The 24,872-nt window shown below is 61.4% G+C and carries 23 protein-coding genes; 17 read left to right on the top strand and 6 right to left on the bottom strand.

The features are described 5' to 3' along the window. Positions 1-217 precede the first annotated feature (217 nt). Entirely contained in the window at positions 218-1,567 is a 1,350-nt protein-coding gene (gene phaZ / locus JHW44_RS06915) for a polyhydroxyalkanoate depolymerase (RefSeq protein WP_089345389.1), read from the top strand. Positions 1,568-1,597: 30 nt separating this feature from the next. Here phaZ and JHW44_RS06910 read toward each other — a convergent pair whose 3' ends face one another. Both JHW44_RS06910 and JHW44_RS06905 read right to left on the bottom strand, forming a co-directional pair. Then, a complete protein-coding gene (locus JHW44_RS06910) occupies positions 1,598-2,572 on the bottom strand; it encodes an alpha/beta hydrolase (protein WP_089345390.1) in 975 nt (324 codons plus the stop codon). Next, positions 2,559-3,299 carry an alpha/beta hydrolase gene (locus JHW44_RS06905; RefSeq protein WP_089345391.1) on the bottom strand — a complete coding sequence of 247 codons (741 nt, stop codon included), beginning with the start codon at positions 3,297-3,299 and terminating at the stop codon, positions 2,559-2,561. The genes JHW44_RS06910 and JHW44_RS06905 overlap by 14 nt, the downstream gene beginning before the upstream one ends. 228 nt (positions 3,300-3,527) lie before the next feature. On the opposite strand from JHW44_RS06905, the gene thrS reads away from it, so the two are divergent. The 7 genes from thrS (at position 3,528) to rpsD (ending at position 11,603) form a co-directional block, all read left to right on the top strand. Continuing rightward, positions 3,528-5,474, top strand: coding sequence for a threonine--tRNA ligase (thrS, locus tag JHW44_RS06900; protein ID WP_089345392.1), 1,947 nt, complete (start codon positions 3,528-3,530; stop codon positions 5,472-5,474). Positions 5,475-5,677: 203 nt separating this feature from the next. Next, positions 5,678-5,884, top strand: a complete 207-nt coding sequence (locus JHW44_RS06895; protein WP_089345393.1) for a cold-shock protein — start codon at positions 5,678-5,680, stop codon at positions 5,882-5,884. 87 nt (positions 5,885-5,971) lie between these two features. Then, positions 5,972-7,447: a class I adenylate-forming enzyme family protein gene (locus tag JHW44_RS06890; RefSeq protein WP_089345394.1), complete on the top strand. Its 1,476-nt coding sequence runs from the start codon at positions 5,972-5,974 to the stop codon at positions 7,445-7,447. Then, entirely contained in the window at positions 7,434-8,060 is a 627-nt protein-coding gene (locus JHW44_RS06885) for a DsbA family oxidoreductase (RefSeq protein ID WP_089345395.1), read from the top strand. The genes JHW44_RS06890 and JHW44_RS06885 overlap by 14 nt, the downstream gene beginning before the upstream one ends. A gap of 68 nt (positions 8,061-8,128) precedes the next feature. Further along, positions 8,129-9,349, top strand: a complete 1,221-nt coding sequence (locus tag JHW44_RS06880) for a multidrug effflux MFS transporter (protein WP_245847318.1) — start codon at positions 8,129-8,131, stop codon at positions 9,347-9,349. Positions 9,350-9,440: 91 nt separating this feature from the next. Further along, positions 9,441-10,859 carry a xylulokinase gene (xylB, locus tag JHW44_RS06875; protein ID WP_089345396.1) on the top strand — a complete coding sequence of 473 codons (1,419 nt, stop codon included), beginning with the start codon at positions 9,441-9,443 and terminating at the stop codon, positions 10,857-10,859. Between the two features lie 123 nt (positions 10,860-10,982). Further along, a complete protein-coding gene (gene rpsD / locus JHW44_RS06870) occupies positions 10,983-11,603 on the top strand; it encodes a 30S ribosomal protein S4 (RefSeq protein WP_089345397.1) in 621 nt (206 codons plus the stop codon). 96 nt (positions 11,604-11,699) lie between these two features. Here rpsD and JHW44_RS06865 read toward each other — a convergent pair whose 3' ends face one another. Beyond that, complete coding sequence (locus tag JHW44_RS06865; RefSeq protein WP_089345398.1) at positions 11,700-12,968, bottom strand: glycosyltransferase family 4 protein; 1,269 nt, start codon at positions 12,966-12,968, stop codon at positions 11,700-11,702. 118 nt (positions 12,969-13,086) lie between these two features. Here JHW44_RS06865 and hisC point away from each other — a divergent pair, with 118 nt between their 5' ends. From hisC to JHW44_RS06840, 5 genes are all read left to right on the top strand, one after another. Continuing rightward, the gene (gene hisC, locus JHW44_RS06860) at positions 13,087-14,178 is read left to right on the top strand and encodes a histidinol-phosphate transaminase (RefSeq protein ID WP_089345399.1); all 1,092 of its coding nucleotides are present in this window, start codon (positions 13,087-13,089) and stop codon (positions 14,176-14,178) included. After that, positions 14,175-15,104 carry a prephenate/arogenate dehydrogenase family protein gene (locus JHW44_RS06855; protein ID WP_089345400.1) on the top strand — a complete coding sequence of 310 codons (930 nt, stop codon included), beginning with the start codon at positions 14,175-14,177 and terminating at the stop codon, positions 15,102-15,104. Before hisC ends, JHW44_RS06855 begins: the two co-directional genes overlap by 4 nt. 123 nt (positions 15,105-15,227) lie before the next feature. Continuing rightward, the gene (locus JHW44_RS06850; RefSeq protein WP_089345401.1) at positions 15,228-15,791 is read left to right on the top strand and encodes a gamma-glutamylcyclotransferase; all 564 of its coding nucleotides are present in this window, start codon (positions 15,228-15,230) and stop codon (positions 15,789-15,791) included. Positions 15,792-15,944: 153 nt separating this feature from the next. Then, positions 15,945-17,249 (top strand): hypothetical protein, encoded by a 1,305-nt coding sequence (locus JHW44_RS06845; RefSeq protein WP_089345402.1) that lies wholly within the window; start codon positions 15,945-15,947, stop codon positions 17,247-17,249. Between the two features lie 3 nt (positions 17,250-17,252). Next, positions 17,253-18,953 (top strand): peptidoglycan -binding protein, encoded by a 1,701-nt coding sequence (locus tag JHW44_RS06840; protein ID WP_089345403.1) that lies wholly within the window; start codon positions 17,253-17,255, stop codon positions 18,951-18,953. Between the two features lie 4 nt (positions 18,954-18,957). Here the strand turns inward: JHW44_RS06840 and JHW44_RS06835 are convergent, their stop codons facing one another. From JHW44_RS06835 to JHW44_RS06825, 3 genes are read right to left on the bottom strand one after another with little or no spacing between them, the layout of a single operon-like run. Then, on the bottom strand, positions 18,958-19,296 hold the full coding sequence (locus JHW44_RS06835; protein ID WP_089345404.1) for an SMR family transporter: 339 nt from the start codon (positions 19,294-19,296) through the stop codon (positions 18,958-18,960). Next, positions 19,297-20,307, bottom strand: a complete 1,011-nt coding sequence (locus JHW44_RS06830) for a YihY/virulence factor BrkB family protein (RefSeq protein ID WP_089345405.1) — start codon at positions 20,305-20,307, stop codon at positions 19,297-19,299. A gap of 23 nt (positions 20,308-20,330) precedes the next feature. Beyond that, positions 20,331-20,831: a hypothetical protein gene (locus JHW44_RS06825; protein WP_089345406.1), complete on the bottom strand. Its 501-nt coding sequence runs from the start codon at positions 20,829-20,831 to the stop codon at positions 20,331-20,333. A gap of 146 nt (positions 20,832-20,977) precedes the next feature. Here JHW44_RS06825 and purB point away from each other — a divergent pair, with 146 nt between their 5' ends. The 4 genes from purB (at position 20,978) to gap (ending at position 24,756) form a co-directional block, all read left to right on the top strand. After that, positions 20,978-22,291 (top strand): adenylosuccinate lyase, encoded by a 1,314-nt coding sequence (gene purB, locus JHW44_RS06820; protein ID WP_089345407.1) that lies wholly within the window; start codon positions 20,978-20,980, stop codon positions 22,289-22,291. Between the two features lie 82 nt (positions 22,292-22,373). Then, the gene (locus JHW44_RS06815) at positions 22,374-23,396 is read left to right on the top strand and encodes a flagellar motor switch protein FliG (RefSeq protein ID WP_089345408.1); all 1,023 of its coding nucleotides are present in this window, start codon (positions 22,374-22,376) and stop codon (positions 23,394-23,396) included. A 93-nt stretch (positions 23,397-23,489) separates the two neighbouring features. Next, positions 23,490-23,633, top strand: coding sequence for a hypothetical protein (locus JHW44_RS06810; protein WP_179217767.1), 144 nt, complete (start codon positions 23,490-23,492; stop codon positions 23,631-23,633). A 121-nt stretch (positions 23,634-23,754) separates the two neighbouring features. Continuing rightward, the gene (gene gap / locus JHW44_RS06805) at positions 23,755-24,756 is read left to right on the top strand and encodes a type I glyceraldehyde-3-phosphate dehydrogenase (protein ID WP_089345458.1); all 1,002 of its coding nucleotides are present in this window, start codon (positions 23,755-23,757) and stop codon (positions 24,754-24,756) included. Positions 24,757-24,872: the final 116 nt, after the last annotated feature.

The following is a 24,872-nucleotide window of genomic DNA, read 5'->3' as shown; positions in this document are numbered from 1 at the left end:
CTGCGTTTCTGTCGTTGCGGAAGCAGTCTTCGAGCCAGTGCTGCGCGTAACGTTCCGTCCCGATTCGTCCGTCTTGCTTGCCATGACCACAAAATCTCCCTAAAAATCACTTGATGATAGGCTCAGGGCTGGCATTGGGTAAAGCGGACAATTCGCCCTATTGACCCCCGAACCGTGACGAATGCCGCAGGACTGCGGCGCAGCAAATGGTGGATTCATGCCGATCAAAGGGGCCAAGGGAATTATTTCCTATGATGCGATGGAAACGATTCGAAACACGAATGAATGGCTGGGCGCGACGGCACGGGCGATTGGTTCTTATCCAGCGTTTGCGCTGATTCCCCATCCGGCCTTCAAGTTGATGAGTGCCTGGGGGCGCGTCACCGAACGCAGCTTTGCGCGCATGGTGATCAAGCCGGACTGGGAAATTCCCGCGATTGCTGGCGAGGACGGTCAGGACCATATCGTCTATGTCGAACCGAAGCTCAAACGTCCCTTCGGCGATCTGATCCATTTCCGGGTCGCGCGCCGCGAGCCCCAGCCGCGCAAGGTGCTGCTGATCGCGCCCATGTCGGGCCATTACGCGACGCTGATGCGTTCGACCGTGACCTCGCTGCTGCCCGACTGCGAGGTCTATGTCACCGACTGGCACAATGCCCGCGACATTCCGGTCAGCGAAGGCAAGTTCGACGTCGAGGATTACACACGCTACCTGATTGAGTTCATCAAGCATCTGGGGCCGGACACCAATGTGATCGCCGTCTGTCAGCCCGCACCGCTTGCGCTGGCCGCGACAGCGATCCTTGCCGAGGAAGCACCCGAGTCCCAGCCTCTCACCCTGACGCTGATCGGGGGGCCGATCGATCCGGATGCTGCCGCCACCGATGTCACCGATTTCGGCAATCGCGTGACCATGGGCGAGCTTGAGCATCTGGTCATTCAATCGGTCGGCTTCAAATACCGCGGCGCGGGCCGGATGGTCTATCCGGGCCTTGCCCAGCTGAGTTCGTTCATCTCGATGAACGCAGAAACCCACACCCGTGCCTTCGTCAACAAGATCTTTGACGAAGGGCGCGGCACCGGGTCCGAGGGCGACAAGCACAACCGCTTCTATGACGAATATCTGGCCGTCATGGATATGACCGCCGAATTCTACCTGTCCACGGTAGAGCGCATCTTCAAGAATCTCGAGATCGCGCAGAACCGTTTCGAGGTCGAGGGCAAGAAGGCCGACATCTCGAAAATCACCAATGTCGCGGTCATGACTGTCGAAGGCGGCAAGGATGACATCTCGGCCCCCGGCCAATGTGTCGCCGCCCTGGATCTCTGTTCGGGCGTTCCGGACGAACTCAAGAAACAGCATCTGGAACCCGGCGCAGGCCATTACGGCATCTTCGCCGGCAAGTCCTGGCGGCTGAACATCCGACCGCTTGTTCTGGACTTCATTGACGAGCACATGGCCCGCAAGGACAACTCCACCCCGCGCAAACGCAGGGCTATCGGCGGCGCAGCTGCCGATTGCGGACCCGATGAATCGGTCGGTGAAAACGGCAAGATCGCAGTCTGATCTCAGGGATCGCGAAAAGGGGCTTGGCGCTTACGTTGCGCCAAGCTGCGTCAGCCACAGCGTGATGGCCTTGGCCATCAAGGGTGACAGGCGCGGGGAAAAGCTGTCCCCGGCAAGCATGTGACCATAGGGATCGTCCCGCTTTCCGGGCGTGACGTTGAGACGTGTGACGCGCCCACCCCATTCCTCCGCCACCTCGCTGGTCGCCTCGGGCCGAACGATGCTGTCGTCATAGGACCAGATGAAGAAAGCCGGCTGATCTGCCTTGGAGAAATCGGCAGCCCGCGCCTTGCGCACCAGCGCGGCCATGGGGATCGCCGCTTCGATGGCCGGACAGGGTGCCATCAAGCCCGCGTCTGAATTGACGTCCTCAGAGCCGCCGCAACGGTTTTGCGGCAAGACGAGGCGGACGATCTGGCGGGCGAATGGCAGATCAAGCACCCGGATATAGCGGTCATTGACCCCGAAGTTCGGGGACAGCAGGACGACCCCGTCAATTCGTGCGCCCAATTCACCATCCAGCGCCGCCAGTGCGGCCAGAGTCCCGCCGGTGGACAGCCCCATCAGGACGACCTTGTGTCCCAGCCGCTCTCCGACGGACACGGCCTCGGCAACGTCGTGCCACCAGTCAGCGACATGAGAACGCGCCAGCGTCTCGTCGGCGCCGCCATGCCCGGCCAGCCGCACCGAGTAGAGATTGGCACCCACGGCCTCGGCCACCTCATGCGGGACGGGGTTCAGTTCAGAGGGATTCCCCGAAAAACCATGGATATAGATCAATGCCAGATCAGTCCGTTGTCCCGGCTGTCCACGCCAGTCGATCCATGCCGCCTTGCTGGCGGCGATCCCGGCCTCTCTTTCGGCAAGCCAACCATCCAGATCGTCGGGCAAGGTGATTGTCGGCGTGTCGAGGGTGACGGCTTCCTTGGGACCGAACACGCAAAACAGGACAAGCCCGACCATCAGGGCAACAAGAATTCTGGCGGCGTTCCTACCCCAGAACATCTTCAACCGCCTGCTCGATCAGAGAGAGGCAGTCATCGGATGAAAATCGGTGATCGGCACCCTTCACCAGAGTCAGACGGATATCATCACCCTGCGCATGGTTCAGCAGGTTCACCGCCCAATCCATGGGCACATCCGCGTCATCGGTACCCTGCAGCATCCGTGTCGGGAACGGCAGCGACAGGGGCTTGTCCATGATCAGGTTGTCGCGACCATCCTCGATCAGACGGCGGGTGATCACATAGGGCGAGTCGCTGTATTCGCTTGGCAGTTCCAGGCGGCCATCTCGCTGAATGATCTCGCGCTGCGCCTCGCTGAAACCAGCCCAGAACCCCTGCTGCGTGAAATCGGGGGCGGCGGCAATCGTCACCAGCCCCGCGATATGCTCGGGCATGGCCCGCGCCAGCAGCAGGCTGATCCAGCCGCCCATGCTGGAGCCGACCAGAACCTGGGGGCCTGCGGTCAGTTGGGTGATCGCGGCGCGCGCGTCCTCGGCCCAGTCGCCGATACAGCCTGCTTCGAAATCGCCGCTGCTCTCGCCGTGACCGGAATAGTCAAAGCGCAGGAAGGCCCGGTCATGGCGGCGCGCCCATTCTTCCAGATGCACGGCCTTCGTGCCGGTCATGTCGGATTTGAAACCACCCAGAAACACCACGCCCGGCCCTTGCCCGGTCCGGCGATGATAAGCGATGCGACGCCCCGAGGCCGTATCCAGAAACTGCGCCATGACCCGAAATCCCGTTCAGTTGCAATCAAGATCGTCGCCGGTACCGAAGGCGGAAAAAACGGCATCGATCGCTTCATGTTGTGGCATATTACCTCAAGACCATGAAGCCCCTTTGACGTCGCGCGGGAGGGGCGCGGGCTTGACACCATGTTGTCGCGGGTTCATTTGGGCGGCACATATACTTGCAACCGGGCGTTCCGTGGGCGCCAAACCGACGAGGAGGACTTGATGTCCCTGATTTCCCTCACCTTCCCCGATGGCAACTCGCGCGAATACCCCGCCGGGATCACCGCTGGCGACGTGGCACAAAGCATTGCCCCCAGCCTGGCAAAACGCGCGATTTCCGCCAGCCTTGACGGCAAGCACATTGATCTGGCCTGGCCGATCAATACCAGCGGTTCCATTGCCATCCACACCATGAAGGATGAGGAACAGGCGCTGGAACTGATCCGCCATGATTTCGCCCATGTGATGGCCCGTGCCGTCCAGGAAATCTGGCAGGACGTCAAGGTCACCATTGGCCCGGTCCGCGATCATGGCTGGTTCTATGATTTCGACCGTGCCGAGCCATTTACCCCCGAAGACCTGGGCAAGATCGAGACCCGGATGAAGCAGATCATCGCCGCGCGCGAGCCGGTCCGCACCGAGGTCTGGGACCGCGACCGCGCGATCGCCCATTACGAGGCCGCGAACGAACCCTTCAAGGTCGAGCTGATCAACCGCATCCCCGAAGGCGAGGAACTGCGGATGTATTGGCATGGCGACTGGCAGGATCTGTGCCGCGGTCCGCATCTGCAATCGACAGGCCAGCTGCCCGCCGATGCCTTCAAGCTGACCCATATCGCCGGGGCCTATTGGCTGGGCGATTCCGACCGCCCGATGCTGCAGCGCATCTATGGCGTGGCCTTCCGCAACAAGGACGAGCTGAAGGCACATCTGCACATGCTGGAAGAGGCAGCCAAGCGCGACCACCGCAAGCTGGGCCGCGAGATGGACCTGTTCCACATGCAGGAAGAGGCCCCCGGCCAGATCTTCTGGCACCCCAACGGCTGGAACATCTATACCACGCTGCAGGACTACATGCGCCGCAAGCAGCGCGCCGATGGTTACGTCGAGGTCAATACGCCGCAGGTGGTGAACCGCAAGCTGTGGGAAGAATCGGGCCACTGGGAAAACTACCAGGAAAACATGTTCATCGTCGAGGTGGACGAGGAGCACGCCAAGACCAAGACCGTCAACGCGCTCAAACCGATGAACTGCCCCTGTCATGTGCAGATCTTCAACCACGGTCTGAAGTCCTATCGCGACCTGCCCCTGCGGATGGCCGAATTCGGGTCCTGCAACCGCTATGAGCCCTCGGGCGCGCTGCATGGCATCATGCGGGTGCGCGGCTTTACGCAGGATGACGCGCATATCTTCTGCACCGAAGACCAGATCGAATCGGAAACCAGGAAATTCATCGAGTTCCTTGCCGGGATCTATGCCGATCTGGGATTCGAAGGCTGGCGCATCAAACTGTCCACCCGTCCTGACAAGCGCATCGGATCGGACGAAAGCTGGGATCATGTCGAGGCCGCACTTGGCAACGCCTGCAAGGCCGCCGGCTATGATTACACGATCTTCCCGGGCGAAGGCGCCTTTTACGGACCAAAGCTGGAATTCGTGCTGACCGACGCCATCGGGCGTGACTGGCAGTGCGGCACCCTGCAGGTGGATCCGAACCTGCCCGAGCGGCTGGATGCCGAATATGTCGGCCAGGACGGGCACAAGCACCGGCCGATCATGCTGCACCGCGCGGTTCTGGGCAGCTTTGAGCGTTTCATCGGCATCCTGATCGAGAACAGTGCCGGCAAGCTGCCTTTCTGGCTGGCTCCGCGTCAGGTCGTGGTGGCCTCGATCGTTTCCGATGCCGACGATTACGTGCAAGAGGTGGTCGAGACCCTGCGGGCTGCCGGCATTCGCGCCGAAGCCGATACACGCAATGAGAAGATCAACTACAAGGTGCGCGAACATTCGGTCGCCAAGGTGCCCGCGATTCTGGCCATCGGCATGAAAGAGGTCGAGAACCGCACCGTATCCATGCGCCGTCTGGACCAGCAGGGCAGCCGCACGCTGTCGCTGGAAGAGGTGACACAGGCCCTGAAAGCCGAGGCAACAGCGCCGGATCTGCGCTGAAAACAGGCTTTGTTACAGCAACTTCACGCCCGCATTACATTTTGCGGGCGGTTCTGTCTTGCCTTTTTTAGCGATTCGGTCATCCTCCTGAATTGTGAGCAAGGACTTTCTACCGCCTCCCTTCATGGGCTGCCGGAATACCGAAAGCGGGCTGCACGACCTGGCGCAATCCAGCGTCGGGATGACTTGAAGGAGAGACGGTTATGGCGACCGGAACGGTTAAATGGTTCAACGCCACCAAAGGCTATGGTTTCATCGCACCTGATGACGGCGGCAAGGACGTGTTCGTGCATATTTCTGCAGTCGAACGCGCCGGGCTGACCGGCCTGCAGGACAATCAGAAGATCAGCTATGAATTGCAATCGGGCCGCGACGGTCGCGAATCGGCAAGCGATCTGCAACTGCTCTGATCCAGATTTGAATCCAGAGAAGCGGCCCGTTCACGCGGGCCGCTTTTATTTGTGTCTATGGAACATCTCAATCGCCCGAGAATCGCCATGAATCTTGCTGAACATGTGCTTGCCGCCGGGACGGCATGCCCCGACAAGCTTGCCCTGTCCGTGATCGGAACCAGCCGCGCCAGCCGCTGGTCCTATGGCAAGCTGACAGCCGCGGTGCGAGGATGCGCGACGGGGCTGCTGCAGGCCGGATTGCATCCACAGGATCGGGTGTTGATGCGGCTGGGCAATCACGCGTCCTTCCCGATCGCATTTCTTGGGGCCCTGACCGCCGGTTTGGTGCCGATCCCGACCTCGGCCCAGTTGACGCATCGCGAAATCAGCAAGATCGCGGCACAGACCCGTCCCCGCCTGATCATTGCCGGCAAGGACATCGCCCTGCCAGACAGCCCGGCCCGGGTGATCACCGAGGCCGAGATCGCCGCCTTTGCCGACCTTCCGCCCGCCGACTACCATCAGGGCGATGCCGAGCGTCTGGCCTATATCATCTTTACATCCGGAAGTTCGGGATCGCCTCGCGCGGTCATGCATGCGCATAGGTCGATCCTTGCCCGACAAATGATGTTCAAGGGTTGGTATGACCTGCGCCGCGAGGACCGCCTGATGCATGCCGGGGCCTTCAACTGGACCTATACGCTGGGAACGGGCCTGATGGATCCCTGGACCGTCGGAGCCACGGCACTGGTCCCGGCCGAGGGCACCAGGCCCGAGCAATTGGGCCTGCTGGCCGCCCGCCACGGCGCGACGATTCTTGCAGCCGCGCCCGGTATCTTTCGCAAATTGCTGCGCGCTGATTGGCCCGCCATCACGACGCTGCGCCATGGGCTGGCGGCGGGAGAGCGCCTTGATCCCGCGCTGCGCGAGGCATGGCAGGCCCGCACAGGCACCGATCTCCATGAAGCGATGGGCGCCTCCGAGATATCGACCTTCATTTCCGGCAGCCCAGACCGCCCTGCCCCCATCGGAACCGCCGGTTACGCACAGACCGGGCGCAGGGTCGCGATACTGGCGCCGTCGGGCAACCCGCTGCCCGCCGGCCAGCCCGGGTCACTGGCCATCGACCGCAACGATCCGGGGCTTTTCCTTGGCTATCTGGACCAACCCGAGGACACTGCCGCCCGTTTTCGCGGCGACTGGTTCGTCACCGGCGATCATGCCGTGGCCGATACTGATGGCGCCATCACCCTGCTGGGGCGCGAAGATGACATCATGAATGCTGGCGGCTTTCGCGTCGCCCCGGCCGAAATCGAAGAGGTGATCTCTCGCCATCCCGCCGCGGGCGATGTCGCGGCGGCGGAACTGCAGGTCGGTCCGGCCACCAGCATCATCGCCCTGTTCTGGACCGGCACGGCCCCGCGCGAGGAACTGCAACGTCTGGCCGAATCCGAGCTGGCCAGATACAAGCAGCCCCGTGAATATCGGCGGCTCGACGCCTTGCCGCGAACAGCTACCGGCAAGATAAACCGCCGTGCCCTGCGCCAGGCCTTTGGAGAACAGCAACATGACAACTCTTGATATTTTCTCCGATCCCGTCTGCCCCTGGTGCCTGATCGGCAAGCTTGAACTGGATCAGGCGCTGGAAAGTCGCCCCGATCATCCCTTCGAGATCATCTGGCATCCCTTTCGCCTGAATCCGCAGATGCCGGCAGGTGGCATGGACCGGCACGAGTATCTGCTTGCGAAATTCGGCCAGCGCGCCGAAGAGGTCTCGCGCAGCATTGCGCAGCGTGCCGTGCAGATGGGGCTGGATCTGAACCCCTCGTCCATTCAGCCCGATACCACCGACGCCCATCGGCTGATGTATTGGGCCGGGCTGGAAGGTGCCCAGACCCGTGTCATGTCGGGACTTCTGCGCGCCCATTGGCAAGAGGCGCGCAATATCGGTGACAAGGAAGAACTGGCCGAGATCGCCGCATCGGCGGGCATGGACAGGGAACTCGCCGTGCGGCTGCTGGCCAGCGATGCTGATCGCGACGAGGTTCTCAAGCGCGAACAATATGCCCGTGAACGTGGCATCAATGCGGTTCCGACCTTCATCGTGGACAATGTCCATGCGGTCAGCGGGGCGCAGCCCGCATCACTGTGGATGCAGGTCATTGACGAGCTGATCTCGAAGCAGGATCAATAGCAGGCCGCTCGCTTGCATTATGTGCAAATACTGGCTAGCAATTCTGCTTCAGCCCTCAGGTGCGCATAATGACCCAGACAACTGACTTCTCGCAGGCGCCGGTGCGGCGGCTGCCCATGCCGGAATTCATCTCGATGCTGGCGTTCCTCTTTGCGATCATCGCATTCTCGATTGATGCGATGTTGCCGGCCCTACCCGAAATCGGCCATGAGCTGACGCCGGGGAATATCAACCGTGCACAGTTGATCCTGACGGTTTTCGTCGCAGGAATGGGTGTCGGGACGCTGTTTGCCGGCCCGATCTCGGATTCGATCGGACGCAAGGCCACGATCACCATCGGATTTGTCATCTATGCCGCAGCCTCGGTCGCCGCGATCTTTTCCCATTCCATCGAGATGCTGCTTGTGGCGCGCTTCATTCAGGGGATGGGTGCCTCGGGGCCGCGCATCGTCGGGCTGGCACTGGTTCGCGACCTCTATGCCGGGCGTGACATGGCGCGGATCACCAGCATTGTCATGATGGTCTTCATCATCGTTCCCGCCCTTGCCCCATCGCTTGGCGCGGGAATGATCGCTCTGGCCGGATGGCATGGGGTGTTTTACGCATTCCTGATCTTTGCCCTGATCGGCTGCCTCTGGCTGAACCTGCGTCAAGCCGAGACCCTGGCCCCTGAAAGGCGGCGCGAATTGCGCATCAAGCCGATCTTCGAAGCCGCCTCGGAAGTGCTGCGCAACCGCCATGTCATGCTGTGCACACTGATCCTGACGCTGGGATTTGGCCAGATGTTCGGCCTGCTGTCTTCGGCCCAGCAGCTTTTCGGCGAGGCCTATGGCAAGGGCGATGCTTTCCCGACATGGTTTGCAGCCATGGCGCTGCTGTCGGGGTCGGGGACAATTCTGAACGCGAAATTCGTCACCCGCTTTGGCATGCGGCGGATCGCGAAATGGGCCTATATCATGCAGACATGCGTCAGCGGGACGATGCTGATCCTGCTGACGAGCGATGCCCTGCCCGACGTGCTGCGTTTTCCGGCCTTTTTCATCTGGGCGGTCAGCGTCTTCTTCATGGCCGGGGTGACCTTTGGCAATCTCAATGCGCTGGCGCTGCAATATATGGGACATATTGCGGGCATGGCGGCATCGATCGTCGCGGCGATCTCCACCGTCTCGGCAACATTGATCGCCTCGCCCGTCGGGTTGCTGTACAATGGCACGGCGCTTCCGGTTGTTACCGCAACGCTGATCTGTTCAGGACTGGCATGGTTCCTGATGCGCTATCTGACCGACTAAAGGCCGATTCCCTTCCGGTTACGGCGCAACGGCTCTGGAAAGCCCGACATAAATCAATCAATGTCGCTCCGAATTAATCGGAGGGATGTGCATGTTCTTGGGAATCGATCTGGGGACGTCGGGCGTGAAGGTCGTCCTGATCAATGACGCGCATGAGGTTCTGGGCACCGGACATGCCGGTCTGACGGTTCAATCTCCTCAGCCGGGCTGGTCCGAACAAGACCCCGCCGACTGGATCGCGGCAACCTGCGCCGCGATTGCCGATTTGAAGCAACCGCTGGACAAGGTCGCCGGCATCGGCCTGTCGGGCCAGATGCATGGCGCCGTCTGCCTGGACAGCGCCGATGCGGTCCTGCGTGCCGCCATCCTGTGGAACGATGGCCGCGCCGCCGATGAGGCCACCGCGCTGGACAGCGATCCGCAGTTTCACGCCATTACCGGCAATATCGTCTTTGCGGGCTTTACCGCACCCAAGCTGGTCTGGATGCAACGCCATGAACCCGATCTGTTTGCGCGCACCCGCCGGGTGTTGCTGCCCAAGGACTATCTGCGCCTCTGGCTGACCGGAGAGGCCATCAGCGACATGTCCGATGCATCGGGCACTGCATGGTTCGACCCGGCCCGACGCGACTGGTCCGACCAGCTTCTGGCCGCAACCGGCATGGATCGCTCGATGATGCCGGCCCTGGCCGAGGGCAGCGAAGTGGCCGGGCATCTGCGCGCTGAACGCGCATCTGAACTGGGGTTGCCCGCCGGTATCCCCGTGGCCGGCGGCGCGGGCGACAATGCTGCAACCGCGATCGGGGCGGGAATCGCGGGGCCCGGCCCGGGTTTGATTTCACTGGGGACATCGGGCGTGATCTTTGCCGCAACCGACCGCTTCCTTCCCGCCCCCGAAACGGCAGTTCACGCCTTTTGCCACGCCCTTCCCGACCGCTGGCACCAGATGGGCGTCATGCTGGCCGCTGCCTCCAGCCTTGACTGGTGGGCAGGCATTACCGGCGCGACGCCCGCCGATCTGCTGGCCGAGCTGGACCAACAGCCCGGACGGCCCGGCACGATCTCTTTCTGGCCCTATCTGTCGGGCGAGAGAACGCCCTTGAACAACCCCGCGCAACGCGCCGGATTCACAGGACTTTCATCACGCACGGATCGCCCCAGAATGACCCGTGCAGTGCTGGAAGGCGTCACATTGGCGCTGTCCGAGAACATGGAGGCCCTGCGCGCCGCTGGCGGCGGGGCCGATTCCCTGCTGGCCATGGGCGGCGGGGCACGATCCGATCTGTGGCTGTCGATGCTGGCTCAGGCCACCGGGGTGCCGGTCCTTCGTCCCGCCGGGGCCGAAACCGGCGCGGGCTTCGGCGCGGCGCGGCTGGGCCTGATGGCTGCCACCGGGGCGGGGTCAGAGGTGCTGACCACGCCCGAAATCGCAGCAACATTCGACCCCGACCCCGCCCTTGTTCCGGCCTGGGCCGAGGGGCTGGAGCGGCTTCGTCAACAGCGCGCTTGACACCGCGCCGCAACACTCTATAAGCGCGCACTTCATTGGTGTTGGTGGTTCCCGCAAGGGATTGCCTGTCAGGCGCGAGCCAGAGGACAACGCCCTTCGAAATAACAAAGAAGGAGATCAGCCGTGACAAAACGCACGTCTGCCAAGTACAAGATCGACCGTCGCATGGGCGAAAACATCTGGGGCCGCGCCAAATCCCCGGTGAACCGCCGCGAATACGGCCCCGGCCAGCATGGTCAGCGCCGCAAGCAGAAGCTGTCCGACTTCGGCACCCAGCTGCGCGCCAAGCAAAAGCTGAAAGGCTATTACGGCGATCTGACCGAAAAACAATTCCGTCGCATCTTTGCCGAAGCCGAGCGCGTCAAGGGCGACACGGGTGAAAACCTGATCGGTCTGCTCGAGCGCCGCCTGGACGCCGTTGTCTACCGTTCGAAATTCGTTGCGACCATTTTTGCCGCACGTCAGTTCGTGAACCACGGTCATGTCGAAGTGAACGGCAAGCGCGTCAACATCCCCTCCTACCGCGTCAAGGAAGGCGATGTCATCTCGATCCGCGAACGTTCGCGTCAGCTGGCCTTCGTGCTGGAAGCCGTGGCCCTGGCCGAGCGTGATGTCCCGGACTATATCGAAGCCGATCACAACAAGATGACCGCAACCTTCGTTCGCACCCCGTCGCTGGGTGATGTGCCCTATGCGGTGCAAATGGAACCGAACCTGGTTGTCGAATTCTACGCGAAGAACTGATCTTCGCCGACCCCAAGACATTCAAAGGCCGCTTCTTCGAAGCGGCCTTTTTTCATGTTGTCTTGCGGCTTTGACCGGCCCTGGGAAAGCGCAGACCTATTTCCCGGCAGCCGCCTCGCGGTAGATTTCGACCATCCGGTCGACCTTGCTTTCCCAATCGAAATCACGATGCACGATCTTCTGACCCGCCTGCCCCATGCGCTGGCGCAGGGCCGGATCCTCGGCCAGGGCCACAAGCGCGCCGGCCAGACGCCTGTCGAAATCCTCACGCGGAGAGGGATGAACCAGAAAGCCGCTTTCGACGTTCAGATAGTCCAGCGGCCCGCCCCAGGCGCTTGCCACCACCGGCAGCCCCATGGCCATTGCCTCAAGCACCACGGCCCCACCGCATTCCCGCAGTGAGTTCAGGATCAGCGCATCCGAACGCGCCAGAATGGCCGCGCATTGTTCCTGTGGCTTGAAGCCGTGGAAGGTGACATGTTCGGCAATGCCCAGATCGAAGGCCAGAGACTCAAGTTCTTCGCGCCCCTCGCCATCACCCAGCAGGTCCAGCGAGACATCGGCACCCGAACGCCGCGCCATGGCGACAGCCTGCAGGGTAATGTCGATGGCCTTCCAACGGACGAAACGGCCCAGGAAGACCAGCCGCAGCCTGCCGGATTCAGCCTCTGATCGCTCTTGTTGTGGCGCGCGCCATTTCGAAAAGTCGATGCCATTCTCGATCAATGTCTCGATGCGCGGATGGCGGGGGTTGGGCAGGGCGCGCCGCGTGCGCTCATTGGCGACCAGCAGGACGGCGGCGCGGTGCTTGCCCGGCTTCAGGCGGTTCATCAACAGGGCGACGCGCCGCCCGATGGCAATCGAGGCCCGCGTTGCGCCGCCTTCGTAATCCTCGTAACCGGGCGGATAGTCCATCCCGCCATTCATCGGACCGATCACCAGCGGCACTCCGAAGCGGTGCAACCCTGAAGGAATCAGCGGCGAAACCGGTATGGGCTGATGGATGACATCCACCTCTCCTTCGGCCACCAGCTTGCGGATCAGCCGGGCCTGATAGATCTCGTTCAACCCGGTCATCAGGCCGCCTCCGATCAGGTCGCGCACCCGTTCGGGAAAGCGGCTGAACAATCGCCAGATGGCGCGGTGCCAGCGTGTATCGGGGACGAAATGCATTCGCGCCGGGTCACAATCCGGCAGGGACAGCAATTCCTCCTGATTGCGATGATGCGCGATCAGATGCACCGGATGGCCACGCCGCGACAAGATCCGGAAATAATTGAGCGGCAGAAATGCCTCTCCGCCGAAACGAGCCGAGGCATTCGGGGCAACGATAAGAATTTTGGGCAGAGAGTCGTCAGGCATCATACTCGGTTCTTACTGGCTACAGGTCTTTATCGGACAGCCGAGGCTGAAGGGCAAAGAAATTCGCCACTTCCCATAATGCGGCGGGGCGAATAAACCGGCCTCAACAGAGGATGACGACATGACCAAAATCTCCCCGCAGCCCGGCATCATGGATATCGCGCTTTATGTCAGCGGCGAAAGCAAGCTGGCGGGGCATGAACAGGTGCTGAAACTCTCCTCGAACGAGAACCCGCTGGGTTGCAGCGACAAGGCGATTGCGGCCTTTACCGAGGCGGGGACAAATCTGAACCGCTATCCGGCAACCGATCACGCCCCCCTGCGTCAGGCGATCGGCGAGGTGCACGGTCTTGACCCCGATCGCATCATCTGCGGCGTGGGATCGGATGAGGTGTTGCAGTTCATCACCCAAGCCTATGCCGGTGTCGGGGATGAGATCATCACCACGGAACATGGTTTTTCGATGTATCCGATTCTTGCCAAGATGGTCGGAGCCAACCCCGTCACCGTCCCGGAACGCGAACGGGTGATCGACATTGACGCCATTCTGAACGCCGTCACGGCACGAACCCGAATTGTCTTCATTGCCAATCCGGCCAATCCGACCGGCACATTCCTGTCCGAAGATGCGCTGGTCCGGCTGGCTGCAGGGCTGCCCGAGAATGTGATCCTGGTCCATGACGGCGCCTATACCGAATTCGTCGAAGGCTTCGACGGCGGGGCCTCTCTGGTGGACCGCTTTCCGAATGTGGTGATGACGCGCACCTTCTCGAAGATCCATGGTCTGGGCGGATTGCGGATCGGCTGGGGCTATGCGCAACGGGCGGTCATCGACGTGCTGAACCGCATCCGCCAGCCCTTCAACCTGTCCGAACCCCAGATGGCCGCGGCAAGCGCCGCCATTCGCGACACCGGTTTTACAGCCCATTGCGCCGAGTTGAATGCCCGAATGCGCCTGCATCTGCGTGAAGCATTGCTGGACATGGGGATCGCCTGCGATGAAAGCCATGCCAATTTCGTTCTGGCCCGCTTTGTTTCGCCCGATGAGGCCGCGGCGGCAGATGCGGCATTGCGCACCGAGGGCATCCTGGTCCGCTCGGTGTCGGGCTATGGCCTGCCATCCGCCCTGCGGATCACTGTCGGGGATGAGGACGGATGCGCTCGGGTGATCGATTGCCTTGCGCGATTCATGCAAGGGCGGAGACCGGCATGAGCGTGATCTATGACCGCATAGCGCTGATCGGGCTGGGGCTGATTGCTGGTTCCATGTCGCTGGCGATTCGCGATAGAAAGCTGGCCAATGAAGTTGTCGGCTATGCCCGCAGCCAGCAGACGCGCGACACAGCGCGCGAAATCGGCCTCTGCGATCGCGTGACTGACAGCCTTGCTGAAGCCGTGGCCGATGCGGATCTGGTGGTTCTGGCCGTGCCGGTCGGGGCCATGGGCGACGTGGCCGCCGAGATCGCTCCCCATCTGAAACCGGGTGCGACGGTCACCGATGTCGGCTCGGTCAAGCAGGCCGTGATCGACGCAGTGCAGCCGCAACTGCCCGACGATGTCCATTTCATTCCCGGCCATCCCTTGGCGGGGACCGAACATTCCGGTCCGCGTGCCGGTTTTTCGACGCTGTTCATCAACCGCTGGTGGCTTCTGACCCCCCTGCCCGACAGCGACCCGCAGGCCGTCGATCGCCTTGCGGAACTGGTCAGCGCCATGGGTGCCAAATGCGACCGGATGGAGCCCGGCCATCACGACCTGGTGCTGGCCGTCACCAGCCATGCCCCCCATCTGATCGCCTTCACGATGGTCGGCGTGGCCGACCACCTGCGGCGCGTCACCGATGAAGAGGTCATCCAGTATTCGGCCGCGGGCTTTCGCGATTTCACCCGCATCGCCGCCAGCGATCCGACCATGTGGCGGGATGTATTCCTGCACAACAAGGAGGCAACGCTGGACATTCTGGGACGCTTCACCGAGGAACTGTTCACCCTGCAACGCGCCATCCGCATGGGCGATGGTCAGCAATTGCATGACTATTTCACCCGCACACGCGGCATTCGGCGCGGCATCATCGAGGCTGGTCAGGACACCGAAGCCCCCGATTTCGGCCGTGTCGCCACTTCGGGCAAATCCGACTAGCCACGCCCGTTTCCGCAGGCATGACGCTGGCGAAACCCGCCGTTGCGCCCCGGATCATGTCATGGGGCTTTAATCCCCCCGATCCCTGACCTAACTTTGCCATTCGAAAGGGGTCGAACTGACATGGGCAAGGTAAATTGGGTCTTCGGTTACGGCTCGCTGATGTGGGATCCCGGCTTTGCCGTGGCCGAGTCGGTGCGCGCACAACTGACCGGCTATGCCCGCAGCTTCTGCCTGCGCTCGACGCGCTATCGCGGCACCGAGACAAACCCCGGGCTGGTTCTGGGGCTGGATCGTAATCCCGATGCACGGTGCAGTGGCTTGGCCCTGCGCATTCCCGATGGTGATCACGCCGAGGTCATGGATTACCTGCGCGAGCGTGAGATGGATACCGGGGCCTATCGCGAGGCCATCGTGCCGCTTGAACTGGAAGATGGCCGCCAGATCGAGGCCATCGCCTATGTGATGCGGCGCGATCACTGGCAATATGCCGGAGGTTTGTGCCTGCATGAGCAGGCGCGCATCATCTCTTGCGCGCAGGGAAAACGCGGCCCGAATGCCGAATACCTGTTCAACACCGCCCGCCATCTGAGCGAAATCGGCCTGCCGGATGAGACGATGAACAAACTTGCATCAAATGTTCAGGAAATTCTGATGGGTGAAGGCAACAGACAAACGCCCGACTGACCCTCGGATCGCTTGGCAAGTCGCAACCGCCCGCCTACACTCAAGATGATTTCCTGACGGCAACCATTACGGGACTGGCACCTCTTGAGCGATCCAGACAACGACCAGACACCACATAGCCCCGACAACCGCCTGTCCTCACCTGGAGAGCGCATGAAACTGACGAACCGGCGCATCACCGCATCACGCGGGGCCGGTCCGAACAGCCCCGCCACGCCGCATTTTTCACAGCCCGTCCGCCAGATCCTGTTGATGCTGACCGTGCTGGCGCTGGTCTTGACCGGCGGATGGTTCACCTATGGGCGGATTCTGCCGATCTTCATGGCCAACACATGGCTGAACGGGTTGATCCTCGCGGTGTTCTCGGTCGGCGTGCTGGCCTGTTTCTGGCAGGTGGCACAGCTGGTCCGCTCGGTCAGCTGGATCGAACGTTTTGCCGGTCGCCGCCGCAATGCGGTTGAGAAAGGCGTGGCCGCACGGTCCGCCATGGATACCGATACCGCGCCGCGACTGCTCGCCCCTCTGGCGGCTCTGCTTGGCACAGGCGGGCCATCGGGCGGCATCATCTCGACCGGATCGGCACGCTCGATCCTGGATTCGGTCGCCACGCGGATCGACGAACTTCGAGACATTACAAGATATCTCTCCAATCTCTTGATTTTTCTCGGACTTCTTGGAACCTTCTATGGGCTGGCGACCACAGTTCCCGCAGTTGTGGAAACCATCCGTGCGCTGGCCCCGCAAGACGGCGAAACCGGACTGCAGGTCTTTGAAAAGCTGATGACCGGGCTGGAGGCTCAGCTGGGCGGCATGGCCACGGCCTTTTCCTCGTCCCTTCTGGGTTTGGCAGGATCCTTGGTCGTGGGCCTCCTGGAACTGTTCGTCACCCACGGGCAGAACCGCTTTTACCGCGAATTGGAAGAGTGGATGTCGGGTTTCACCCGTGTCAGCCTTGCCGATTCCGACACCGGCGGCATGGATCAGGCCGTCATGTCCAGGGCCATCGACCAATTGGCGGCGCAGATGGATCGCCTGCAAAGCTATCACGCCGAACGCGATGCGCTGCGCGACGAATCGGCAATCATGGCAGACGAGAGAATCGTGGTCATGGCCGAGGCCGTCGAGGCCCTGACCCGCCGGGTCGAGGCCGAACAGGATGCCGCGGTTGCGCGGATTGCCTCGCTCTCGAAAGCCTTGAACCAGATGGTCGAAGGGCAGAATCAGTTGATCGCGCTGGCGCAACGACCACCCTCGACAGATCTGGGGCCGGATCTGTCAGGCATCGAGGCGGCATTGGATCGCCTGAACCGTGATCTGGCCGAAGGGCGCGACGAGATGGTGGCCGAATTGCGCTCTGACATTCTTGTTCTGACCCGCGCCGTACGCGCCGCACGTTTCAACGACCCATTCCGCGACGATCTGCTGCGCGATCCGCTGCTGGACAGAGAGCGGGGTTGATCCATGGCATTGCGCAGGGCGTCGTCGGGAAACCGGTTTTCGGCCTCGATCTGGCCTGGCTTCGTCGATGCGATGACGGCGCTGCTGATGGTGCTGATGTTCGTGCTGACGATCTTCATGGTTGTCCAGTCGGTTCTGCGCGAACAGATCACGACACAGGATGACACGATCGAACAGCAAAGCCGGAAGCTGTCGCAACAGGAAGCGCAATTGCAGGATCTGGGGCAGCAGGTCTCGGCACTTGGCGAGGCGCTGACCGCATCTCGGAACCGGGAAGAAAGCCTGACCGATCAACTCGAGGCCGAGGAAGCACGTCTGGCACAGGCGCAAGAGGCCTTGACACAGGCCGAAGCCGAGGCCCGTGACCGCGCAGCGCGGATCACGCGGTTGAACAACCAGCTTGAGGAAAGCCGGACAGAGCTGACCGAGGCGCGCAGCCGACTGACCGATTTCGAGGCCGAAGTGGCCGCCCTGATTGCTGCGCGCAGTCGTCTGCAGGAACAGGCCCGCAGTGAACGCGAACAGTTGCAGGCCGAACTGGCTGAACGAGAGGAAGAACTCTCGGCGGCCCAACTGGCCATTGCTGCAGCGCGCAATGAAGTCGACAGCGCCCAGGAACAGGCCCGGCTGGCCGCTGCGCGGCGCGAAGCGCTGGAGGCTCTGGTCGCTGATCTGCGCAGCAGGAATACGGAAGCAACCTCCCGGACTGCAGCACTTGAAAGCCGGCTCTCGGAAGCCGAAGCGGCCCGCGCCGCAGAAGCCGAGGCCGCTGCCCTGCTGCGCGACCGGCTGGAACAGGCAGACAGCGAGTTGACGGCAATGACCCTGGCTCTTGAAGAAAGCCGAAAATCCGCAGAGGAAACCCTGACCCTGCTGGCAGCGGCACGCGCCGCACGCGATGAAAGCGAGGCCCGCGCTGCCGAGCAAGCGTCGGAAGCCGAACGGCAGGCCGCGCTGCTTGCCCTGGCCCGCCAGGAACTGAGCGCGCAGGAAAAACTCTCTGACGAAGGCCAGAAGCGCGTAGCCCTGCTGAACGAACAGGTTGCGACCCTGACCGCGAAACTGGGATCATTGCAGGCCCTGCTGGATGTTGCCGGAGAAGACCAGCGCGACGCGGAACTGCGCGTCGAAAAGCTGGGCCAGCAGTTGAATGCCGCCTTGCTGCGCGCCGCCGAGGAAAAGGAACGTCGCCTCGCGCTGGAAGAGGAAGCCCGCAAGAAGGCCGAGGAAGAGGCGCGCGATCTGGCACGATATCGCTCGGAATTCTTTGGCCGGCTGTCACAGATCCTGTCAGGGCGCGAAGGGGTTCGGATCGTCGGTGACCGCTTCGTCTTTCAGTCGGAAGTCCTTTTTGCCCCCGGCGAGGCCAATCTGTCCGAAGCCGGACGGAAACAGGTTGCGGGTGTCGCAGACATGCTTTCCGATATTGCAGATGATATTCCACCCGAGATCGACTGGATCATCCGTGTCGACGGCCATACCGACAGCACGCCGCTGTCAGGCAGCGGGCGCTATCGCGACAATTGGGAGCTTAGCCAGGCCCGCGCTCTGGCAGTGGTTCGCTACATGACCGAAAATCTGGGTTTTCCGGCCAACCGTCTGGCACCGACGGGTTTTTCCGACACAAGGCCCGTCGCGCAGGGATCCAGTCCCGAGGCCCTGGCACAGAACCGCAGGATCGAACTCAAACTGACCGAACGCTAGTCGTTCAGTGCCCGACAGTGCGTGAGAAAAGATTGACCACGATTACCCCGGCAATGATCAGCCCCATGCCAATGACGGCAGGCAGGTCAAGCTTCTGTCCGAAAACCAGCCATCCGATCATGGCCACCAGCACGATGCCAAGGGCGCTCCAGATCGCATAGGCGATGCCCAGAGGCAGGACCCGCAGGCTGAGCGACAACAGGTAGAAACTGGCCAGATAGCATATTGCCATGCCGATGGTCGGCCACAGTCGGCTGAATTGCGAGGATTGCTGCAACAGCGAAGTCCCCACAACCTCCAGCGCAATGGCCAGGATCAGAGGCAGAAATGGAGAAATTGTCATTCATTGTTCCTGACGATCAGATGGGCCGCTTTGGGCTTTTTCCTTCATGCGCTGTTCCACCGCCGAGTTCAACTCGGCCCCGACCAGAACCACTGTCGAACTGAGCCAGAGCCACATCATCAGGCCGATCACCGCCCCCAATGAGCCATAGGTCTTGTTGTAATTGGCAAAATTCGCAGCATACCAACTGAAGGCCATCGACACGACGACCAGTGACACAGCCGCAAACACCGCCCCCGGAGAGATCCAGCGCCAGCGTCGCCCGGCTGCCGCCGGTCCCCATCTGTATAGCCCGGACAGGGCCAGCACCAGCAATGCAAACATGACCGGCCAGCGGATCGACTGCAGCCACAACCGTTGATCCTGTTCGACAGGCAGCCAGGCAAGCGCCAGCGGCACGACCGTCACCGCAGTCAGCATCAGTGCAAGCATTGCCAGCGCCGCAAGGGTAAAGCCCATGGCGACAAGGTTCAGGCGCAGAAAACCGCGGCGTTCCTTTTGCATCTGGGCCACATTCAGGGCCGAGAGCATCGCCTTCATCCCGCTGTTGGCACTGTAGAAGGACATCAACAGCCCGACGATACCCGCCGCCGACAAGGCACTGCCAGACGAACTGGCGATGCTTTCAACCTGCGTGCGAATGATGTTCAGCGTCCCTTCCGGCATGAAGCGCTGAAGAAGACTGAGATGCTCGGCGATGATCGCCGGATCGGCAATCAAACCATAGATCGACACGAAAGCCGTGATGGCAGGAAAGAGCGACAGCAAGCCAAAGAAGGTCACCCCTCCAGCAACGGCCGTCACCCGATCTTCGCCTACCCGCGACAGGGTCTTTCTGGCAATGGCGATCGCATCCTTTGGCTTGATCCCGCGATCCGAATTCCCTGAACCTGACCTCTTCCCATTGTCTCTGGCGGGCTCCGGCTGAACCAAACCGTATTTCCGGCGTGTCTCGGGGTCCAGATCTCCGAACAATGCGTCATATATCCCTCGGCGATCAGAGTTTGGCATCGGCACGGACTTCCTGATGGTTCTCAAGCTTTGCGTTCGCGATCATCACCGGCTTCGTCTTCACGATGTGGAGGACGTGAAGAGCTTTGCAAGATGTCATTGACCTGATCGGCCACAACGGCAAAATCTTCAAGTAGCCTGGCTGATTGATCTGCAACCATACGCAGGCTCTCAAAGGCTGCGATGATGGTGCGCACCACCCCGTTCAGCCCGTCAGACAGCCTGTTCGCCTTGTCGGTCAGTTCGACGGCCAGATCCTGGCTGTTTCCGGGGTCGCGGTCCGTCGCAGCTGCGGGGCCATGTCCTGGGGCAGGTTGATCGTCACGACCGCCCCCTTTCCCCATGTGCGGACGCGGGTCATCGCCATTCGCGCGGTCGGTCAGCCTGCGCGCGGCGATCACGCCTGCCGCCGTGACGCCAGCCACGCCAAGCGCCACCCCGCCCCAGATCAGCAACTGTCCCACCGCGCCCGATGCGGGGCCTGCCGCGCCGGGTCCCGTTTTTCCTGTTGTGCTGGATGGCATGGTTTTCCTCGTTGAATTGTCACGACGTCCCGGTGAAGAACCCGGATCCCGCGGGCTTTGTTCCCCTCATGTCGCGGAAAGCGGGATGAAAACTTGCCCCCACGCGGCCACAAGGCTATTCCCGCCCCAACGATAAGGAGCCCCCCATGATCCCTCGCTATGCACGCCCTGAAATGACCGCAATCTGGTCGCCCGAGACCAAGTTTCGGATCTGGTATGAAATCGAAGCCCATGCCTGCGATGCCCAAGCCGAACTGGGCGTGATCCCCAAGGAAAACGCACAGGCCGTCTGGCGCGCCAAGGATGTCGAATTCAACGTCGACCGCATTGATGAAATCGAGGCGGTGACCAAACATGACGTGATCGCCTTTCTGACCCACCTGGCCGAGCATATCGGATCCGAACAGGCACGTTTCGTCCACCAGGGCATGACCTCTTCGGATGTTCTGGACACCACGCTGAACGTCCAGCTGGTTCGCGCCGCCGATATCCTGCTGGCGGATATGGACAGGCTGCTCGCGGCGCTGAAGACCCGGGCCTATGAGCACAAGGACACGGTGCGCATCGGCCGCAGCCACGGCATCCATGCCGAACCGACCACCATGGGGCTGACCTTTGCCCGGTTCTATGCCGAAATGGCCCGCAACAAGGCCCGCCTGCAGGCTGCGCGCGCCGAAATCGCCACCGGAGCAATCTCGGGCGCCGTCGGCACATTCGCCAATATCGATCCTGCCGTCGAGGAACATGTCTGCAAGCAGATGGGTCTGCGCCCCGAGCCGATCTCGACCCAGGTGATCCCGCGCGACCGCCACGCCATGTTCTTTGCCACGCTTGGCGTGATTGCCAGCTCGATCGAGAATGTCGCCATCGAAATCCGCCACATGCAGCGGACCGAGGTTCTGGAAGCCGAAGAATTCTTCAGCCCCGGACAGAAGGGCTCGTCGGCAATGCCGCACAAGCGCAACCCGGTCCTGACCGAAAACCTGACCGGCCTTGCCCGGCTGGTGCGGATGACCGTCGTCCCGGCCATGGAAAATGTCGCCCTGTGGCATGAGCGTGACATCAGTCACTCCTCGGTGGAACGCGGCATTGCGCCGGATGCAACCATCACGCTGGATTTCGCGCTGAACCGTCTGGCCGGCGTGGTCGAAAAACTGGTCGTCTACCCCGAGACCATGTTGGCGAACATGAACAAGTTCAAGGGACTGGTCATGAGCCAAAGGGTTCTTCTGGCTCTGACGCAGGCCGGTGTATCGCGCGAGGACGCCTATCGGCTGGTTCAAAGAAACGCCATGAAGGTTTGGGAGCAAGGCAAGGATTTCAAAGAAGAATTGCTTGCTGACTCCGATGTGACCGCGGCACTGTCCCCGGCAGAGATCGAAGAAAAATTCGACCTCGGCTATCACACCAAACATGTCGACACGATCTTCCGCCGCGTTTTTGAAGAGGCCGCCATCTGAACGACCGGATCGCTAACCCGATCTTAGGAAATTTCATCCAATCTGGCCGCGACTTGGACATCGTGGTCATTTCGGGTGAAGGATGGATATTCAGCGCAGCCTGACACAAAGGCAGAAGGCGGCGGTCATCGTGCGCCTTCTGCTGGATGAGGAAGATGACGAAGCGGTCAGCCTGACACGGTTGAACGTGGATTTGCAGACCTTGCTGGCCGAAGAAATGGCCGGAATGGAATTGATCGACCGGCAGACACGTGACGCCGTGATCAACGAATTTTGCGAAAATCTTGAAGCGGTCGGCGTGACCTTTCCCGGCAATCTCGATGGTACGCTGGAGATGTTGGGGGGAAAGCTGTCACAGGACAGCGCCGACCGTCTGCGCCGCATCGCCGCCATGTCCGGACGTGGGGATCCCTGGCAACGCATTGCGGCACTGGGCAAAGAGAGCCTGATCTCACTGGCCAGCAGCGAATCCGTGGAAATGGTAGCGCTGATGCTGTCCAAACTGCCCGTGCCCAGGGCGTCAGATGTATTTTCCAGCCTGCCGCGTGATCGCGCAAGGGCTGTCGCCCAGGCCATGTCCATGACCGGAAACATCGGCGCGGAAACCCTTCATCGCGTTGGCCTTATCCTGCTGCAGGCCGCTGAATCCCTGCCCCGCCCGGCAATCGACACACCGGCGACAGAAAGGATCGGGGCGATCCTGAACCTTGCAACGGCGGATCTGCGCGAAGAGGTCCTGGGATCTCTCGAGGCAGAGGACATGGAGTTTGCCGATGGTGTGCGGCGCAGCATTTTCGTCTTTGCCCATATCCCGGCCCGGATCGCACGGCGCGACATTCCCCGCATCCTGCGAGAGGTCGAACAACCGGTCCTGCTGCGCGCCCTGTCGGGAAAGACGGCCGAACAACAGGCTGCGACAGAATACATTCTTGCCAATATATCGCAGCGCATGGCCGAAGCCCTGCGTGATGATCTTGCCGATCTGGGCAAGATCAACCCTCGCGATGTCGAAGAGGCGCAGAATCAGGTGATCACTGCAATTCGGGAACTGGAGGCCATGGGTGAATTGACATTGCAGCAGCCCACCGACGATGAGGACGCATAGCGACGACGTCCCATGACTGCTGATTCAGGCTTGAGCCCCCCTTGCAGTGATAGCATCTTGCGCGGGCAATGCGTTCAACACGAAAGGCGCAAGATGACCAACCAGATTGCAATCGCATTGGGGCTTCTGATCCTTGGCGTCTTTGCCGCTGACATGCTGTGGTTCGACGCCGGGCTTCCGGTTATGGTGGGCAAACAGCTTGCGGCCCTGATCGATTACGTCAGCTTCTGGCGCTGACATCCGTTTGCCCGGGGACCACATCCGGTAATTTTCCAAGGTCGCGAAATCAACTGCATTTGCATCGGGCGGATTGCCGCGTTAGATGATGCCCAACGTCATCTGGTCGGGAGAAAGAACCATGGCAGTCAAAGTCGCCATCAACGGTTTCGGACGCATCGGGCGCAACGTCTTGCGCGCAATCGTTGAGTCGGGGCGCACCGATATCGAAGTCGTTGCCATCAACGATCTGGGTCCGGTGGAAACCAATGCCCATTTGCTGCGCTACGACAGCGTTCACGGGCGCTTTCCGGCAACGGTGACCGTTGACGGCTCGTCAATTGATGTCGGTCGCGGACCGATCAAGGTCACCGCGATCCGCAATCCGGCAGAACTGCCTTGGGGTGATGTCGATGTCATCATGGAATGCACCGGCATCTTCGCCTCGAAAGAGAAATGCCAGGCGCATCTTGAAACCGGTGCAAAACGCGTGCTGATCTCCGCCCCTGGCGAAGGCGCCGACAAGACCATCGTCTTCGGAGTGAATGACGACACGCTGACCTCGGACGATCTGGTGGTTTCCAATGCAAGCTGCACCACCAACTGCCTGTCGCCGGTGGCCAAGGTCCTGAACGACACGATCGGGATCGACCGCGGTTTCATGACCACGATCCACAGCTATACCGGCGACCAGCCGACGCTGGACACCATGCACAAGGATCTGTATCGCGCCCGCGCCGCAGGTCTCTCGATGATCCCGACCTCGACCGGTGCGGCCAAGGCCGTTGGTCTGGTGCTGCCCGAACTGAAGGGTCGCCTGGACGGCGTAGCCATCCGTGTTCCGACCCCGAATGTGTCGGTCGTGGATCTGGTTTTCGAAGCCAAGCGTGAAACCACGGTCGAAGAAATCAATGCGGCGATCAAATCCGCGGCCGATGGCCAGCTGAAAGGCATTCTGGGCTATACCGAAGAGAAGCTGGTTTCCTCGGATTTCAATCACGACCCGCATTCCTCGGTGTTCCATATGGATCAGACCAAGGTCATGGAAGGCAAGCTGTGCCGGATCCTGACCTGGTATGACAATGAATGGGGCTTCTCCAACCGCATGTCCGACACGGCCGTTGCCATGGGTAAATTGATCTAAGCCCTGTGATCAGCGGCAAAGGTTTCCAGACGTCTTGGTTTCTTGCCGCTGACATCAAAAAACGGGGAAGGCTGATCCGGCCTTCCCCGCCCTCTCCGAATATCCGCACATGACAG

Origin of the sequence: Paracoccus seriniphilus, assembly GCF_028553745.1 — a bacterium.
In the GTDB taxonomy this organism is placed as follows: domain Bacteria; phylum Pseudomonadota; class Alphaproteobacteria; order Rhodobacterales; family Rhodobacteraceae; genus Paracoccus; species Paracoccus seriniphilus.
This window is presented reverse-complemented; position numbering and strand designations above follow the sequence as displayed.